The following is a 16,070-nucleotide window of genomic DNA, read 5'->3' as shown; positions in this document are numbered from 1 at the left end:
CGCCCTGGGAAATGCGCCGTGCGCGGCCGACACACCCCGTGGAAGGATGGGCCAAACGTCACGAAACCGAGGAGTTGACCGGGTGCCTGGCACAAACCTGACCCGTGAAGAGGCGGCACAGCGGGCGAAGCTGCTGTCCGTGGACGCGTACGAGGTCGACCTCGACCTCTCCGGTGCGCAGGAGGGCGGCACCTACCGGTCCGTCACCACCGTCCGCTTCGATTCCGCCGAGGAGGGCGCCGAGTCCTTCATCGACCTCGTCGCGCCCGCCGTGCACGAGGTCGTGCTCAACGGACACGCCCTCGACGTGGCCGCCGTCTTCCGGGACTCCCGGATCACGCTGCCGCAGCTCAAGCAGGGCCGCAACGAGCTGAAGGTCGTCGCGGACTGCGCGTACACCAACACCGGCGAGGGCCTGCACCGGTTCGTCGACCCGGTCGACGGCCAGGCCTACCTGTACACGCAGTTCGAGGTGCCGGACGCCCGCCGCGTGTTCGCCTCCTTCGAGCAGCCCGACCTCAAGGCGACCTTCCAGTTCACCGTGAAGGCGCCGGGCGGCTGGTCGGTCATCTCCAACTCGCCGACGCCGGAGCCCAAGGACGACGTGTGGGTCTTCGAGCCGACCCCGCGCATCTCCACGTACATCACGGCGCTGATCGTCGGCCCGTACCACGCGGTGCACTCGACGTACGAGGGCAAGGACGGCCAGGTCGTCCCGCTCGGCATCTACTGCCGCCCGTCGCTGGCCGAGTACCTCGACGCGGACCACATCTTCGACGTGACCCGCCAGGGCTTCGACTGGTTCCAGGAGAAGTTCGCGTACGACTACCCGTTCGCCAAGTACGACCAGCTCTTCGTGCCGGAGTTCAACGCGGGCGCGATGGAGAACGCGGGCGCGGTCACCATCCGCGACCAGTACGTCTTCCGCTCGAAGGTGACGGACGCGGCCTACGAGCGCCGGGCCGAGACGATCCTGCACGAGCTCGCCCACATGTGGTTCGGCGACCTCGTGACCATGGAGTGGTGGAACGACCTGTGGCTGAACGAGTCGTTCGCCACCTACACCTCGGTCGCCTGCCAGGCCTCCGTCGAGGGCACCCGCTGGCCGAACGCCTGGACCACCTTCGCCAACGCGGAGAAGACCTGGGCCTACCGCCAGGACCAGCTGCCGTCGACGCACCCGATCATGGCGGACATCAACGACCTGGAGGACGTGCTCGTCAACTTCGACGGCATCACCTACGCCAAGGGCGCGTCCGTCCTGAAGCAGCTGGTGGCGTACGTCGGCCAGGACGAGTTCTTCAAGGGCGTGCAGGCGTACTTCAAGCGCCACGCGTTCGGCAACACGCGGCTGACCGACCTGCTCGGCGCGCTGGAGGAGACCTCCGGCCGTGACCTGAAGGCCTGGTCGAAGGCGTGGCTGGAGACCGCGGGCATCAACGTCCTGCGGCCCGAGATCGAGACCGACGAGGACGGCGCGATCACCTCCTTCGCCGTCCGCCAGACCGCCCCGGCCCTGCCGGCCGGCGCCAAGGGCGAGCCCGTGCTGCGCCCGCACCGCATCGCCATCGGTTTCTACGACCTGGACGAGAGCGGCAAGCTGGTCCGCACCGAGCGGGCCGAGCTGGACATCGAGGCGGCCGAGCTGACCTCGGTGCCGCAGCTCGCGGGCAGGCAGCGCCCGGCGGTCGTGCTCCTCAACGACGACGACCTGTCCTACGCCAAGGTCCGCCTCGACGAGGTGTCCCTGCGCAACGTCACCGCCCACCTCGGCGACTTCACCGAGTCGCTGCCGCGGGCGCTGTGCTGGGCCTCGGCCTGGGACATGACGCGGGACGGCGAGCTCGCCACCCGCGAGTACCTGGACCTGGTGCTCTCCGGCATCGCCAAGGAGACCGACATCGGCGTCGTCCAGTCGCTCCAGGGCCAGGTCAAGGCGGCCCTCGACCTGTACGCGGCGCCGGAGTGGCGCGAGGCCGGCCTGACCCGCTGGACCGAGGCGACCCTCGCCCACCTCCAGGCGGCCGAGCCGGGCAGCGACCACCAGCTGGCGTGGGCGCGGGCCTTCGCCGCGACCGCCCGCACCCCGCAGCAGCTCGACCTGCTCGCGGCGCTCCTCGAGGGCCGCGAGACCGTCGAGGGCCTGGCCGTCGACGCCGAGCTGCGCTGGGCCTTCGTGCAGCGGCTGGCCGCGACCGGCGTCTACGACGAGCCGGAGATCGCGGCCGAGCTCGAGCGCGACCGTACGGCGGCGGGCGAGCGGCACGCCGCCACGGCCCGCGCGGCCCGCCCGACCGAGGCCGCCAAGGCCGAGGCGTGGGCGTCGGTCGTGGAGAACGACACGCTGGCGAACGCGGTGCAGGAGGCGGTGATCGGCGGCTTCGTCCAGACCGACCAGCGCGAGCTGCTCGCCCCGTACACGGCGAAGTACTTCGCCTCGATCAAGCGCGTCTCGGAGACCCGCAGCCACGAGATCGTCCAGCAGATCGTGGTCGGCCTCTACCCGACGCTCCAGGTCTCGCAGGAGACCCTGGACGCCACCGACGCCTGGATCGCCGCCAACGACCCGGCGCCGGCCCTCCGCCGTCTGGTGACGGAGTCGCGCGCGGGCGTCGAGCGCGCCCTCAAGGCCCGCGCGGCGGACGCGGCGGCGGCCTCCTGACCGCCGTGACCTGACGGGAAAGGCCCCGGACCGCACCGGTCCGGGGCCTTTCCCGTGCCCGGGCTCTTCAGCCGGGGGCCGTTTCCGCGTCCGGGCTCCTCGGCCCGGGGCGCTTTCCGTGGGCGGCCGCGTCAGCCCAGGGCGGTGAGCCACTGCCAGCCGCCGGTGCCGACCGTCGTCGGGGTGCCGAGGCCGGTGGCGGTGCCCGGGAAGAACTCCAGGTTCTCGGCGGTGCCGGAGGTACGGGTGGTCCACAGGTCCGCCCGGCCGTCGCCGTTCGCGTCGCCGGCCGAGACGGCGAGGCGCCGGTCGGCGACGGTCCAGGGGCCGCCGGTCAGCGGCGCCGGGTCGGCGGCGAGCGGCGCCGCGCCCTGGCTCACGTAGCGCCTGATCTCTCCGGTGGCGCGGTCGCGGGCCCAGACGTCGGCCTTGCCGTCGCCGGTGACGTCGCCGGGCAGGATCACGTCGTAGCCCGCCCAGGCGGCCGGGCCGATCTGGACGGCGGCCCGGGGTGCGAAGGTGGGCTTTCCGTCGACGGCCGGGCCGCCGCGGTGCAGCCAGAGGCCGGTGGTGCTGCGGGCGACGACGTCGGGAAGGCCGTCGCCGTCCACGTCGCCGGCGGCCAGCGGGAGGGCGGCGCCGTTGGACCAGCCGGTGGGACGGCCGCCCATGGCGATCCGGGTGCCGAGCTCGCCGTTGCCCGTGTTCGGGTAGACCCACAGCTCGTCGCCGATGCGGGCGACGACGTCCTCACGGCCGTCGCCGGTCCAGTCGCCGCGGTGGCTGACGGCGGCGCCGGTCCAGCCGCCGGCGCCGGTCTGGCGCATGCCGGACAGGGCGCCGGTGCCGGTGCCGGGGTAGAGGCGCAGGGTGCCGTCGTCCTTGACCGCGAGGAGGTCGGGCCGGCCGTCGCCGGTGAGGTCACCGGGCTGGAGCGGATAGGCGGCGGCGCGCAGCAGCTTGTGGTCGGAGAGCGGGGCGGTGCCCTCGGGCTCGGGTTCGAGGGCGTCGGCGCGGACGGTGCGGAAGTCGCGGGCGGTGAGGAAGACGTGGTCGAACTTCTTGCCGGAGGCGACGGTGGGCTCGCCGGAGTGGCAGACGGCGGCGCCGGCGCTCGTGCAGGCCGGGGTGAAGAAGTCCTGGTCGTTCTCGTCGGCCTCGACGAACGGGCCGGTGCCGGGCGTGCCCTGGCGGACCGGGTCGAGCACCGGGTCGTACGCCGGCTCCGTACCGGCGTTGAAGTCGCCGCCGAGGATCACCGGGAGTCCGGCCGCCCAGGTGTCCGCGTGGGCGAGCGCCTCGGCGGATCCGTTGTCGGGGGTGATCTTCTGGTCGAGGTGGACGTTGCAGACGAGGGTGGCGCGGCCGTCGATCGGGCCGCGGGCGCAGAGCACCGGGCGGGGCTCGGTGCCGGGCGTGGTCAGCTGGGCGGTGTAGCGGTCGACGGCGGCGGCCTTGACGAAGACGCCGAGGCCGAAGCCGTTGTCGGTGCCGCCCCAGTGGCCGCAGCCGGAGGTCTTGGTCGCGAAGCCCCAGACGGCGGTGTAGCCGGCGTCGGCCAGCGCGTCGCGCACGGCCGTCCACTGGGTGAAGCAGAGTTCCTGGAGCATCAGCGCGTCGGTGTCCCAGGCGAGGGTCTGCTCCTTGACCTTGGCGGTCCAGGTGGGCAGGTCCAGCTTGCTCTGGCAGACGGAGGAGGCGCCGCAGACGTTGTACGAGATGACGCGGGCCGGCGGTGCGGTGGCCGGGTCGACGACGTCGGCGGCGGCCGGCCCCGCGGTCGTGAGGACCGCGGAGACCAGCAGCGCGAGCGCGGCCGTCGCTCTCTGGAGAAGTCTCATGGCCGAGAGCCTAGTGATCTTTTGCCGTGGACCTGCCAGGTCGTCCGCCCGTCGGTCAGCCGGTCAGCCGGTCAGCCGGTCAGTTTGTCAGCCGGGCGTAGGTCGCGCGCAGGTCGGCCGCGCCCTGGGCGGTGAGGCTGCCGTGCAGCCGCATCCGGGCCACGCCGCCGTCGGGGAAGGCGTCCAGGCGGACATGGGTGACCACGGCCTGCGCCGGGAGCCGGAAGCGGTGCAGGGTGTCGGGCTGGAGGCGGGTGCGCGGGATGATCTCGAACCACTCCGCGCTTCCCGAGGGATCGCCGTTGCAGCCCTGGAGGGCGATCCAGCCGGCCGAGTTGCCCTTGAGGTAGGCCGTGTCGATCTCGACCGCGCGCACCGCGCCCTGCGCGGCGAGCCGGAAGCGCACCCAGTCGTTGGTGCCGCGCACCCGGCGGCGGCGGTTCTCCCAGCCGTCGTCCATCTTGCGGGAGGTGCCGGGCAGGATGATCTGGGTGGGCGAGGAGTAGAAGCGGTCGGAGGCGTCCTCGTACACGCCGCCGTTGACCACGGCGATCAGGTCGAGCGTGCCGAGGACGTCGAGCCACTCGGGGTCGGGGACGACCTCGCCGTGCACGCGGAGGCGGGCGACGCCGCCGTCGGGGTGCTGGCAGAGCCGGACGTGGGTGTAGCGGCGCTCGGCGGTGATCTCGAAGCCGTTGGCGGCGTGGCCGCGCACGGGCGTGGGCGCGACGAGCTCCTCCCACGGGGCGTCCAGGAGCTCCTCGGGGCCGGGAGTGCCCTCGACGGCGGCGGCCTGGATGCTCACCCGCTGCGGGTAGTTGCCGCGGAAGTGGGCGGTGTCGACGACGATGCCGCGGATGACGCCGGGCGCGCCGAGGCGGACGATCGCCCAGTCGTGGTCCTCGGGCGCCGGGAAGGGGTGGGCGGCGTCGGCGCCACGGCGACGGCGGGTCTCCCAGCCGTCCATGATCTTGCCCTTGTGGCCGAAGTGCTCGGGGTCGAAGACGGCGCGCTCGCGGACGAGGAGGTTCTCGCGCTCGGCGAAGAACTCGTCGTTGGCGGCGACGACTCCGGCGCCGAGGCGGCGGTCGGCGAGGTCGACGAGCTCGGTGAACGGGAAGTCACCGGTGCGGTAGTCGGCGTGGGGGTCGCCGCCGCCGTAGGGCGCGGCGTCGTTGGCGTGCGGGTCGAGGTCGGGGCCGTGGTCGTTCGCTTCGAGGCTCATGTGTCGACTGTGCCGCCGACCGACCGGGCAGGTCCATCGAATGTTTTCGACAGATCTTTTCAGGCTTGCTGAACGGTCTCGCGCTGGACGGCGGCCTGCCGCAGCGCCGCGAGCACCCGCGCCACCGCGGGCCCCTCCTCCGCCCCGCGCCGTACCGCCGCGACGACATGGCGGCGCGGCTGATCGGCGGAGAGCACCCGCATGACGACTCCGGCCCGGCGCTCGGCGGCGGCCATCCGGGGCGCCAGGGCCACGCCCATCCCGGCCTCGACCATGGCGAGGATCGCGGTCCAGCCGGCCGCGCTGTGCGCCTGCTCGGGCACGAAGCCGGCGGCCTCGCAGGCGGCGGTGGTGATCTCCGACCAGGGCCCGGAGCCGCCGAAGATCCAGGGCTCGGCGGACAGGTCGGCGAGCCGGAGGCCGGGCGCGTCGGCGAGTGGATGCCCGGCGGGAAGGGCGACGTCGAGCGGGTCGGCGAGCAGCGGCACCCGGCTGAACTGGGGATCGCGGGCGGTGGGCGCGTGGGCCGCGAGCGAGAGCGCCAGATCGACCTCGCCGGCGGTGAGCAGCTCGTACGCCTCCGCGGCCTCGGCCTCCCGGACCCGCACGTCGAGCCCAGGGTGGGCGGGGCGCAGCGCCTGCACGGCGGGGACGACGAGCGCGGGCACGGCGGTGGAGAAGGCGGCGACCCGTACCCGCCCGGCCTCGCCCCGCAGATGGGCGTCGAGTTCGGCCTCGGCCCGCTCCAGCTGGGCGAACACCGCCTCGGCGTGCCGCAGGACGAGGTGCGCGGCGTCGGTGAGCCGGACCCGGCGTCCGTGCGCCTCCAGGAGCTGCACGCCGAGCTGCCTGGCCAGGTTGCTGAGCTGCTGGGAGACGGCCGAGGGAGTCATGAGCAGGGTCTCGGCGGTCGCGGTGACGGTGCCGCGGTCGCGGAGGGTGCGGAGGATCTGGAGCTTCTTGATGTCCCACTCGGTCATGGGGCGCAACCTACCGGGCCGGTCACGGCCAACAGCCCTGAACGCGTTCAAGAATCGCCTTGAACGCGTTCAGTTCCTCTGTCAGGATGACCGCATGACGACCCACAGCCCCTGGCGGGGCCTGGGCGCCGTCGGCCTGCGCCTGGCCGACGTCGCCGCGCGCTACGTCCTGGCATATCTGGCCGCCTGGCTGGCCGTCGGGCTGACGACACCGCGGGTCACCGACTCCTGGCAGGACCCCTCGGAGTTCCCCTCCCGCGGCGCGCTCGTCCTGGAACACCTGGGCTTCGCCCTCGACATGGTCTGGGTGATCGCGGTGCCGTCGGTCCTGATCTCCTGGCTCTGCGCGCTGTTCGGCGAACGGACCGGGACGGCCTTCCGCGCCCGCCTCGCCGGGCTGCTCCTGCTCCCGCTGTGGTTCCTGCTGTTCGCGTCGACGGCCCACATGCTCCTGTTCCTGGCGCTGGGGCACCTCGTGTTCGCGCTCGTCGTGATGCCCGTCCCGCTCATGCCCGCGCACGGGTCGCGCTAGCGAGGGCGACACCGCCGAGGATCAGGGCCATGCAGGCGACGCCGAGCAGGCCGAGGCGCTCGCCGAGCAGCACGTACGACAGCAGGGCGACACAGACGGGCTGGAGGTAGTAGACGGCTCCGGCGCGGGCGGCGCCGATCAGGGCGATCGCGCGGTTCCAGGCGAAGAAGGCGACGGCGGAGGAGAACACGCCGACGTAGAGCAGCGGGCCGACGGTCCCGGCGGAGACGGGGAAGCCGCCCTGGACGGCGAGCGAGAGGGCGTAGGCGGGCGCGAGCATGAGCGCGCCGAGCACGAACGTGGTGAAGAGGAAGGCGAGTTGGTCGATCTCGGCGGGCTTGCGCTTGAGCAGGGCGCTGTACGAGGCGAAGGACAGGGCCGCGGCGAACATCCACAGGTCGCCGGCGGCGAAGTCGACCGCGAGCGAGCCCTTGCCGACCAGCAGCAGCACGCCCAGGGCGGCGACCAGCATCCCGAGGACGCGGCGGACGCCGAGCCGTTCGCCGCCGAGACGGGCGTAGACCGCCATGATCACCGGCGACGCGGCCATGATCATGCCCATGTTGGAGGCGGAGGTGGTCAGACCGGCCTGGTGGACCAGGGTGTTGTAGAGGGTGACGCCGAACAGCGTGGCGAGGGCGACGAAGCCGAGGTGACGGCGGATCACCCGGCGCTGCCGCCAGAACGGGCAGGCGGCGAACGGGGCGACGGCGACCAGGGCGACGACCCAGCGCCAGAAGACGGCCTGGACGGGCGGGATCGAGTCGGCCATGTCCCGGGTGGCGACGAAGCTGCCGGACCAGACGACCGTGGCGAGCAGGGCGAGCAGCACGCCGAGGCCGGCGCCCCGCGCGAGCCTTCTCGCGGGCGCCGGCCTCTCGGTGGCGGTGTGGGTGTCGGTCGATTTGTCGGTGGCGGTGCCGGTGGCGGTGGGGCCGGCGGTCGGGTGGCGTGCGGTCGTGAGGTTCATGCCGCCTACCGTCGCATCGTCGAACCTTCCAGGTCCATCGAAACTTCCTGACCGTTCTTTTCAGTTGAGCTGAACGATCCGTCCTGCGTGGCCTGCGCGGCCTGCGCGGCCTGTACGGGCTCCGCGATCTCCGCGACCTCGGCAAGCGTCGCGGCCTCCGCGGCCTTCGCGGGCTTCGCCGGGCCGTTCAACTGGCCGGCCAGCGTCGCACCGAAGGCGATCACCATGCCGGCGACCTGGACCGGGCCGAGCGCCTGGCCGAGGGCGGCCCAGCCGATGACGGCGGCGGTGATCGGCGAAAGCGGGCCGAGGAGGGTGACCGAGGACGCGCTCAGCCGCTCGATGCCGCGGAACCAGAGGAAGTAGGAGATGGCGGTGTTGCCGAAGGCGAGGTAGGCGTAGCCGGCCAGGTTGGTGCCGGTGAGGGCCGGCGGCGCGCCCTCGATCAGGAAGGCGACGGGCAGCAGGACCAGGCCGCCCGCGGTGAGCTGCCAGCCGGTGAGGGCGAGGGCTCCGACGCCCTCGGGACGGCCCCAGCGCTTGGTGAGGACGGTGCCGGCGGACATCGACAGCGAGGAGAGCAGTCCGGCGATCACGCCGACCGTGTCGAAGGCCGCGCCCGCCTTGAGGACCACCAGGCTGACACCGAAGGCGGCGGCGACGGCGGTGAGCATCGCCTTCACGGTGGGCCGGTCACCCAGGAGGAGGGCGGCGAGGCCGACGACGAAGAGCGGGCCGACCGATCCGACGACCGCGGCGACACCGCCGGGCAGGCGGTAGGCGGCGAGGAAGAGGAGCGGGAAGAAGGCGCCGATGTTGAGGGCTCCGAGGACCGCCGACTTCCACCACCAGGCGCCCTGCGGCAGCTTGCGGGTGAGGGCGAGGAGCACCAGCCCGGCGGGCAGGGCCCGCATCAGGCCGGTGAAGAGCGGCCGGTCGGGCGGCAGGAACTCGGTGGTGACGAAGTAGGTGGAGCCCCAGGAGATCGGGGCGAGTGCGGTCAGTGCGACGGTCGCGGCCTTGCGGGACATGACGGTTTCCCCCTGCGGTGGGCGTTCGCCGGCCGACTGGCTGGCTTGGCGGTAATTAACTTACCACTAAGCTACTTACTTGCAAGTGGCTTTCTTGCAACCGAGTCACCGAGGGGAGAAACTGGGGACATGGAGAACCACGACGCCGTCGACGCCATCGCCGATCAGTGGGCCGCGGTGCGCCCCGACCTGGAGACGCTGCCGATGGCCGTCTTCGGCCGGATCTACCGGCTCGCGAACGCGATGCGCGGCAAGGTGGACAAGGCGTACGCGCAGTACGGCGGGATGTCACTGGGCGAGTTCGACGTGCTCGCGACGCTGCGGCGGTCCGGGGCGCCCTACACCCTCTCGCCGCGCGAGCTGACCGCCACGCTGATGATCACGACGGGCGGGATGACCGGCAGGCTCGACAAGCTGGAGCGGGCCGGCTACCTCACCCGCAGCCCCGACCCGAACGACCGGCGCGGACTGCGGGTCACCCTCACCGACGAGGGCCGCGCCCTCGTCGACCAGGCCGTCGGCGCCGGGCTCGCCCAGCAGCGCGCGGCCCTGGAGGCGGCGCTCACCCGGGAGGAGGCGGAGCAGCTGGCCGGCCTGCTGCGCAAGCTGCTCGCGACCACGGCGTGAGGACCGGCGGGACGACGAGCGAGCGCGCCGCCACCGGGTGAGGACATGCGAGGGCGCCGCGCGGTACCTTCCCGTACCGCGCGGCGCCCTCGTGAACGTCGGAGTGAGGCCGAGGCCTCCTCGGCTCAGACCTGCCGGTCAGGCCTGCTGATCAGGCCCTCTTGTTCAGGCCGGCCTACTTGTTCAGGCCTTCTTGGACTTGTCGAGCACCATCACCAGGCCGGCGATGACCAGGAACAGCACCAGCGGGGCGGCCACGAAAAGACCGATGGTCTCGATGACCTCCAGCTTGGGGGCCGGGTCGTCACCGTCGTCGCGGGTCAGCGCGAGCGCGGGGGACGACATGAGCAGCATCATCAGCGTCGTACCGGCCGCGACGGCGCCGGCGCGCAGGGCGTTCTTCTTGTCCACGGTGCAAAAGTAGCGAACACCTAAACGGCCCGCGCGCCCGGGGGTGCCGTACGGGCTCCGACCCGCTCCGCGAGCAGCCTCAGCAGGTCGTGGGCGCGGGGCGAGGCGGCCAGTTCCTCCAGGGTCACCGGCTGCCCGTCCGGGCCCGCCACCGGCAGCCGCCAGTTCGGGTACTGGTCCCAGGTGCCCGGCAGGTTCTGCGGCCGGCGGTCGCCCACCGCGTCCGGCAGCCACATGCCCACCATCCGGGCCGGTGTCGCCGCCAGGAACCGGTGCACGGCCCGCACCTCGGCCGCCTCGTCGCCCGGGCCCTCCGGCAGGAATCCGAGCCGCTGGAGCAGGCCCAGCCACTCGGTGGTCTCGGCGGTGTCCCGGCTCCGCTCGCGTTCCAGGTCGCCGGTGAGCAGCCCGAGCCGGTGGCGCAGCGTCACATGGTCGCCGGACAGCCGGGCCGCGGTGGACGGCAGGTCGTGGGTGGTGGCGGTGGCCACGCAGTCGGCGCGCCACTCGCCCGGCGACAGCGGCCGGCCGGTGCCGGCCCAGTCCCGCTCGAACCAGAGCACGGAGGTGCCGAGCACCCCGCGCCGCGCCAGCGCCTCCCGTACGCCCGGCTCGACCGTCCCCAGGTCCTCGCCGACCACGGCCGCGCCGGCCCGGTGGGCCTCGAGCACCAGCAGCGCGAGCATCGCCTCGGAGTCGTAGCGCACGTACGCGCCCCGCGTCGGCTCCTCGCCCTCGGGCACCCACCACAGCCGGAACAGGCCCATGACGTGGTCGATCCGCAGCGCGCCCGCGTGCCGCAGGAGTTCGCGCAGCAGACCGCGGTACGGGGCGTAGCCCGCGGCGGCCAGGGCGTCGGGGCGCCAGGGCGGCAGGCCCCAGTCCTGGCCGCGGGCGTTGAAGGCGTCGGGCGGCGCGCCGACCGACATGCCGGCGGCGAAGACGTGCTGCTGCGCCCAGGCGTCGGAGCCGTCCGGGTGGACGCCGACGGCCAGGTCGTGGACGATCCCGACCGCCATCCCGGCCTCCCGGGCGGCCCGGGCCGCGTCCGCGAGCTGCCGGTCGGTCAGCCAGGCGAGCCGGCAGTGGAAGTCGACCCGGGCGGCCAGCTCCGCGTCGGCCCGGACCGCCGCCTCCGCGCCGCGCGGTTCGCGCAGCGGCTCGGGCCAGCGGCGCCACTGGTGGCCGTGGCGTTCGGCCAGGGCCTGGTAGGTGGCGTGGTCCTCCAGGGCCTGGCCGCGCTCGGCCAGGAAGTCGCGGTAGGCGGCCCGCCGGCCCGGTGCGAGCTCCACGGTGTGGACCAGCTCCAGGGCGCGCCGCTTGGCGTCCCAGACCGCGTCACGGTCGATCAGGGCGCCCTTGCCGAGGACCCGTTCGCGCTGTTCGGCCGCGTCGGCGAGGATCCGGTCGAGCTCCTCGCGGCGGGCCGGGTCGACATGGGCGTACTCGGGGACGTCCTCGACCCGCAGATGGACCGGGTCGGGGAAGCGGCGCGAGGAGGGGCGGTACGGGGAAGGGTCCGTGGGCGCTCCGGGCACGGCCACGTGCAGCGGGTTGACCTGCACGAATCCGGCGCCGTGCGTCCGGCCCGCCCAGTCGGCGAGCTCCCGCAGGTCACCGAGGTCGCCCATGCCCCAGGAGCGGCCGGACAGCAGCGAGTAGAGCTGGACGAGCAGGCCGAACACCCGTCGCCCGGGCGTCGGTACGCGCGCGGGCGCCACGATCAGGGTGCCGGTGGAGCGGCGCCCGTCGGGCGCGTCGGCGGCGAAGCGGTGCACGCCGAGCGGCAGACCGCGCGGGTCGAGGCCGGTGACCGTCCGGCCGTCCTCGGTGGTGACGGTCAGCCGGGTGCCGGGCGGCAGGCCGCGCAGCGCCCGCGGACGGCCCTCCGGCGCCTCACCGGCTCCCGGAGTCCCGGCGCTCCGCGACGCCCCTCGCGGCGTCCCCGCGCCCTCCGGCGCCTCACCGGTCTCCCGCGCTCCGGTCCCGGCCTCGGTGGTGTCCGCGGGCTCGTCCCGCCACAGCACCACGGTGGGCGGGAGGAGACGCTCCCGGCCGGCCCGCTCCGCCGCGTCGAGCGCCGCGGCGACCGCCTCCGGTGTGGACGCGTCGACGTCCAGGGCGCGCAGGACGGCCACCACGGTGGCGTCCGGAACGGTGACCGTGACGCCCTCGGACGGGGCGTACTCGGTGGCGACGCCGTGCAGGGCGGCGAGACGGGCCAGGGTCACGTCACACTCCGGGGGACTCCGAGCCGCCCGCGGCGGCGCGGACGGTGGGTTCGCTGGTCAGTGGCGCCACCTCGGTGAGGGGCGGTTCGCTGGTGAGAGGGGTGGCGTCGGCGAGGGGCGGCTCGCTGGTGAGCGGCGCTCCCTGGGTCGGAATGCGTATCCGTTTGCAGGCGTGGTCGGTCGCGGAGGTCGCGGTCACGGGGGATCTCCCGGTTCGTCTCGACAGATAAGACATCTGGACGGCTGGTGGAGCCCTACCCATCGTTTCCCGTTCTACCGGTCGAATCTGGCGAACCGACGTCACCTCGCCGAAAGGATGACGGGCAAATCGGACAGTTCGACCAGGTGCATTGACACTCCGTCGGCCCGGGTGGTGGGCTCGTCATCGAATCGTGACCAAAGAGCGAGCACGACGAGCGAACGACGAGCGAACAGCGTGACCAAAGGGAAGGGGAGTCCCCCGTGCACCTCGGGCGCAGGAAGCGGACCGCGACGGCCGTGGCCGCCGCGGTGATCGGCGGACTCCTCGGCGGCGGCGTACCCGGCGTCGCCCAGGCCGCACCCGTCCCTCCCGTCACCACGCCGGACCGGCAGCCCGCCGCCCCGCCCTCGGTCTGGCCCCGGCCCCAGTCCCTGGCGGGCACCGGCCACACCGTGGCGCTCGGCCGCGAGGTGACGCTGCTCGCGCCTCCCGACGCCGACCCGTACGCCGTCGAGGCGCTGCGCGCCCTGCTGGACGCGGCCGGCGTGCGGACCGTGCACGAGACCCTGCCCGGCCGCGGCCCGCTGATCCGGATCGGCGACACGTTCGAGACCGAGACGGCGCTGCGCGCCCTGGGCGTGCCCGAGCGGGGAGACCTGCCGGACGGCGGCTACCGGCTGGCGACCGGAGAGCTCCAGGGCCGGGACACGGTCGTGCTCGACGGCGTCGGCGACGACGGACTCTTCCACGCCGTCCAGACCCTCCGTCAGCTCGTGGGCGCCGGCGGGACGCTGGCGGGCGCCGTCGTGCGCGACTGGCCGGGCACGGCCGTACGCGGGCTGACCGAGGGCTTCTACGGCCGGCCCTGGTCGCAGGCCGACCGGCTCGCCCAGCTCGACTTCATGGGCCGCACCAAGCAGAACCGCTATCTGTACGCGCCCGGTGACGACCCCTACCGCCGGGCGCTGTGGCGCGAGCCCTACCCGGCGGCCGAGCGGGCCGCGTTCCGGGAGCTGGCCGACCGGGCCGCCGCCAACCATGTGACGCTCGCCTGGGCCGTCGCCCCGGCCCAGGCCATGTGCCTGTCCTCCGACGCCGACCTGAAGGCCCTGACCAGGAAGATCGACGCCATGTGGGCGCTCGGCGTGCGGGCCTTCCAGCTGCAGTTCCAGGACGTCAGCTACAGCGAGTGGGGCTGCGAGGGCTCCGCCGACGCCGACGCCTTCGGGCGCGGGCCCGAGGCCGCCGCCCGGGCGCACGCGCACGTGGCCAACGCCGTGGCCCGGCACCTGGTGGACCGCCATCCGGGCGCGGCCCCGCTGTCGCTGATGCCGACCGAGTACTACCAGGACGGCGCCACCGACTACCGCACCGCGCTCGCCGGCGCCCTCGACCCGCGCGTGGAGGTGGCCTGGACGGGCGTCGGCGCGGTGCCGCGCACCATCACCGGGCGGGAGCTGGCCGGGGCGCGCGACGCGCTGCGCCACCCGCTGGTCACCATGGACAACTACCCGGTCAACGACTACGCCCAGGACCGGCTCTTCCTCGGCCCGGCCACCGGCCGCGAGCCGGCCGTGGCCGCCGGTTCCGCCGGCTTCCTCGCCAACGCCATGGAGCAGGCCGCCGCCTCCCGCGTGCCGCTGTTCACCACCGCCGACTTCGCCTGGAATCCGAAGGGTTACCGGCCCGAGGAGTCCTGGCGGGCCGCCGTCGACGCGCTCGCGGGCCCGGACCCGGCCGCGCGCGAGGCGCTGCGGGCACTCGCCGGCAACGGCGCCTCCTCGCTCCTCGACCCGGACGGCGAGTCGGCCTATCTGAAGCCGCTCACGGCCGCCTTCTGGGCCAGCCGCACCGGCCACGACCCGGCCGCGCGCGAGAAGGCGGCCCGCGAGCTGCGGGCCGCGTTCACCGTGATGCGCGAGGCTCCCGGGCGGCTGAAGGGCACGGCGGGCGGCGCCCTCGGCGCCGAGACCGGGCCGTGGCTCGACCGTCTCGCGCGCTACGGCGCGGCCGGCGAGACGGCCGTCGACATGCTGCTCGCGCAGGCGCGCGGCGACGGCGCCGGGGCCTGGCGGGCCCAGCTCGACCTGGAGCGGCGGCGCGCCGAGCTGCGGCCGGGCGGGGTGACGGTCGGCAAGGGCGTCCTGGACGGCTTCCTCGCCCGGGCGGCGAAGGAGTCGGCGGCCTGGACCGGTGCCGACCGCGGCCGGGCGCCCGGCGTGACCGCGGACGCCGCCGAGGACGCGTACACCGTCCGGCTCGACCGTTCGCGCCCGGTGGACACCCTCACGGTGATGACGGAGCCGGGTGGCGGCTCCGGCGGTGTGCCCGCGCAGGGCTTCCTGGAGGCGTACGTGCCGGGCGAGGGCTGGCGCCGGCTCGGCCCGCTCGCCGCCTCCGGCTGGACCCAGGCCGATCTGAAGGGCCTGCGGGCCCAGGCGCTGCGGATCGTGTGGAGCGGCGGCGCGCCCGGGCGGGTGCGCTCGCTGGTGCCGTGGTTCGCCGACGAGCCGCGGGCCGGTCTCGAGCTCGCCCGCGCGGAGACGGACGCCGAGATCGGCGGCCCGGCCCAGCGGGTGGAGGTGACGCTGGCGGGGCGGCGCGCGGCGGAGGTGCGCGGGCCGCTGACCGTACGGCCGCCCAAGGGCGTCTCGGTGCGGCTGCCGAAGGACGTGGCGAAGGAGGCCGTGGTGCCGCGCGGCGCCCGGACCACGGTGCCGCTGGAGGTGTCGGTGGCGGCCGACGTGCCGGCCGGCTCGTACGAGGTGCCGGTGTCCTTCGCGGGCGAGGAGCGGACCTTGACGGTGCGGGCGTTCCCGCGGACCGGTGGCCCGGACCTGGCCCGTACGGCCACGGCCTCGTCCTCGGGCGACGAGACGCCCGACTTCCCCGCCGCGCTCGCGGTCGACGGCGATCCGGCGACCCGCTGGTCCTCGCCCGCCGAGGACGGCGCCTGGTGGCAGATGGAGCTGGCCGAGCCGGCCCGGATAGGCCGGGTGGTGCTGCACTGGCAGGACGCCTACGCCTCGCGCTATCGCATCCAGGTCTCCGCCGACGGCCGTGTCTGGCGCACCGCCGCCACGGTCCGCGACGGGCGGGGCGGGCGCGAGGCCGTACGCATGGACGCGGCCGACACCCGTTTCCTGCGGGTGCAGGGCGACGGGCGGGCGACGCGGTACGGCTATTCGCTGTGGTCGGTGGAGACGTACGCCGTGGACACCGGCCGGCCCGCCGGCCCGTCCCACGAGCCGAAGGCCGCGCCGGACGACGCCCAGGGCGGCGGCCCGGGCGACGGCCCGGGCGACGCGCCGCGGCAGGAGCCGGGCGGCACGCCGGCGCCCGGCTCCCCGTGAACGCG

The 16,070-nt window shown here is 74.4% G+C and carries 12 protein-coding genes; 4 read left to right on the top strand and 8 right to left on the bottom strand.

Annotated features, from left to right (window positions below):
• Positions 1 to 82: 82 nt before the first annotated feature.
• On the top strand, positions 83 to 2,662 hold the full coding sequence (pepN, locus tag ACIGO8_RS26415) for an aminopeptidase N (RefSeq protein WP_399735490.1): 2,580 nt from the start codon (positions 83 to 85) through the stop codon (positions 2,660 to 2,662).
• 131 nt (positions 2,663 to 2,793) lie between these two features.
• On the opposite strand, the gene ACIGO8_RS26410 is transcribed toward pepN, so the two are convergent.
• The 3 genes from ACIGO8_RS26410 to ACIGO8_RS26400 all read right to left on the bottom strand — a co-directional run bounded on the left by ACIGO8_RS26410 (position 2,794) and on the right by ACIGO8_RS26400 (position 6,708).
• Positions 2,794 to 4,503, bottom strand: a complete 1,710-nt coding sequence (locus ACIGO8_RS26410; protein ID WP_399735488.1) for an FG-GAP-like repeat-containing protein — start codon at positions 4,501 to 4,503, stop codon at positions 2,794 to 2,796.
• Between the two features lie 79 nt (positions 4,504 to 4,582).
• Entirely contained in the window at positions 4,583 to 5,728 is a 1,146-nt protein-coding gene (gene alc, locus ACIGO8_RS26405; protein ID WP_399735485.1) for an allantoicase, read from the bottom strand.
• A gap of 59 nt (positions 5,729 to 5,787) precedes the next feature.
• Complete coding sequence (locus tag ACIGO8_RS26400; protein ID WP_399735482.1) at positions 5,788 to 6,708, bottom strand: LysR family transcriptional regulator; 921 nt, start codon at positions 6,706 to 6,708, stop codon at positions 5,788 to 5,790.
• 94 nt (positions 6,709 to 6,802) lie between these two features.
• On the opposite strand from ACIGO8_RS26400, the gene ACIGO8_RS26395 reads away from it, so the two are divergent.
• Entirely contained in the window at positions 6,803 to 7,240 is a 438-nt protein-coding gene (locus tag ACIGO8_RS26395; protein WP_399735480.1) for a hypothetical protein, read from the top strand.
• Here the strand turns inward: ACIGO8_RS26395 and ACIGO8_RS26390 are convergent.
• Positions 7,215 to 8,210: a DMT family transporter gene (locus tag ACIGO8_RS26390; RefSeq protein ID WP_399735477.1), complete on the bottom strand. Its 996-nt coding sequence runs from the start codon at positions 8,208 to 8,210 to the stop codon at positions 7,215 to 7,217. The two genes, ACIGO8_RS26395 and ACIGO8_RS26390, sit on opposite strands and share 26 nt — an antisense overlap.
• Positions 8,211 to 8,215: 5 nt before the next feature.
• On the bottom strand, positions 8,216 to 9,241 hold the full coding sequence (locus ACIGO8_RS26385) for an EamA family transporter (protein WP_399735474.1): 1,026 nt from the start codon (positions 9,239 to 9,241) through the stop codon (positions 8,216 to 8,218).
• Between the two features lie 129 nt (positions 9,242 to 9,370).
• Between ACIGO8_RS26385 and ACIGO8_RS26380 the strand changes: the two genes are divergently transcribed.
• Positions 9,371 to 9,868, top strand: coding sequence for a MarR family winged helix-turn-helix transcriptional regulator (locus tag ACIGO8_RS26380; RefSeq protein ID WP_399735471.1), 498 nt, complete (start codon positions 9,371 to 9,373; stop codon positions 9,866 to 9,868).
• A gap of 183 nt (positions 9,869 to 10,051) precedes the next feature.
• Here the strand turns inward: ACIGO8_RS26380 and ACIGO8_RS26375 are convergent, their stop codons facing one another.
• From ACIGO8_RS26375 to ACIGO8_RS26365, 3 genes are read right to left on the bottom strand one after another with little or no spacing between them, the layout of a single operon-like run.
• Positions 10,052 to 10,279, bottom strand: a complete 228-nt coding sequence (locus ACIGO8_RS26375) for a hypothetical protein (protein ID WP_399735468.1) — start codon at positions 10,277 to 10,279, stop codon at positions 10,052 to 10,054.
• 20 nt (positions 10,280 to 10,299) lie between these two features.
• The gene (gene malQ / locus ACIGO8_RS26370; RefSeq protein WP_399735465.1) at positions 10,300 to 12,510 is read right to left on the bottom strand and encodes a 4-alpha-glucanotransferase; all 2,211 of its coding nucleotides are present in this window, start codon (positions 12,508 to 12,510) and stop codon (positions 10,300 to 10,302) included.
• A 1-nt stretch (position 12,511) separates the two neighbouring features.
• Positions 12,512 to 12,772 carry a hypothetical protein gene (locus ACIGO8_RS26365; RefSeq protein ID WP_399735838.1) on the bottom strand — a complete coding sequence of 87 codons (261 nt, stop codon included), beginning with the start codon at positions 12,770 to 12,772 and terminating at the stop codon, positions 12,512 to 12,514.
• 200 nt (positions 12,773 to 12,972) lie between these two features.
• On the opposite strand from ACIGO8_RS26365, the gene ACIGO8_RS26360 reads away from it, so the two are divergent.
• A complete protein-coding gene (locus ACIGO8_RS26360; RefSeq protein ID WP_399735463.1) occupies positions 12,973 to 16,065 on the top strand; it encodes a beta-N-acetylglucosaminidase domain-containing protein in 3,093 nt (1,030 codons plus the stop codon).
• Positions 16,066 to 16,070: the final 5 nt, after the last annotated feature.

This window comes from Streptomyces sp. NPDC053493 (assembly GCF_044544825.1).
GTDB lineage: Bacteria > Actinomycetota > Actinomycetes > Streptomycetales > Streptomycetaceae > Streptomyces.
The sequence above is the reverse complement of the archived record's forward strand: the minus strand, read 5'-3'. Positions and strand labels throughout refer to the sequence as shown.

Bases quoted from the DNA above. Each gene is read 5' to 3' on its own strand.
- ACIGO8_RS26410 (WP_399735488.1), bottom strand. From the start codon at position 4,503: ATGAGACTTCTCCAGAGAGCGACGGCCGCGCTCGCGCTGCTGGTCTCC.
- alc (WP_399735485.1), bottom strand. From the start codon at position 5,728: ATGAGCCTCGAAGCGAACGACCACGGCCCCGACCTCGACCCGCACGCC.
- ACIGO8_RS26400 (WP_399735482.1), bottom strand. From the start codon at position 6,708: ATGACCGAGTGGGACATCAAGAAGCTCCAGATCCTCCGCACCCTCCGC.
- ACIGO8_RS26395 (WP_399735480.1), top strand. From the start codon at position 6,803: ATGACGACCCACAGCCCCTGGCGGGGCCTGGGCGCCGTCGGCCTGCGC.
- ACIGO8_RS26390 (WP_399735477.1), bottom strand. From the start codon at position 8,210: ATGAACCTCACGACCGCACGCCACCCGACCGCCGGCCCCACCGCCACC.
- ACIGO8_RS26385 (WP_399735474.1), bottom strand. From the start codon at position 9,241: ATGTCCCGCAAGGCCGCGACCGTCGCACTGACCGCACTCGCCCCGATC.
- ACIGO8_RS26380 (WP_399735471.1), top strand. From the start codon at position 9,371: ATGGAGAACCACGACGCCGTCGACGCCATCGCCGATCAGTGGGCCGCG.
- ACIGO8_RS26365 (WP_399735838.1), bottom strand. From the start codon at position 12,772: ATGGGTAGGGCTCCACCAGCCGTCCAGATGTCTTATCTGTCGAGACGA.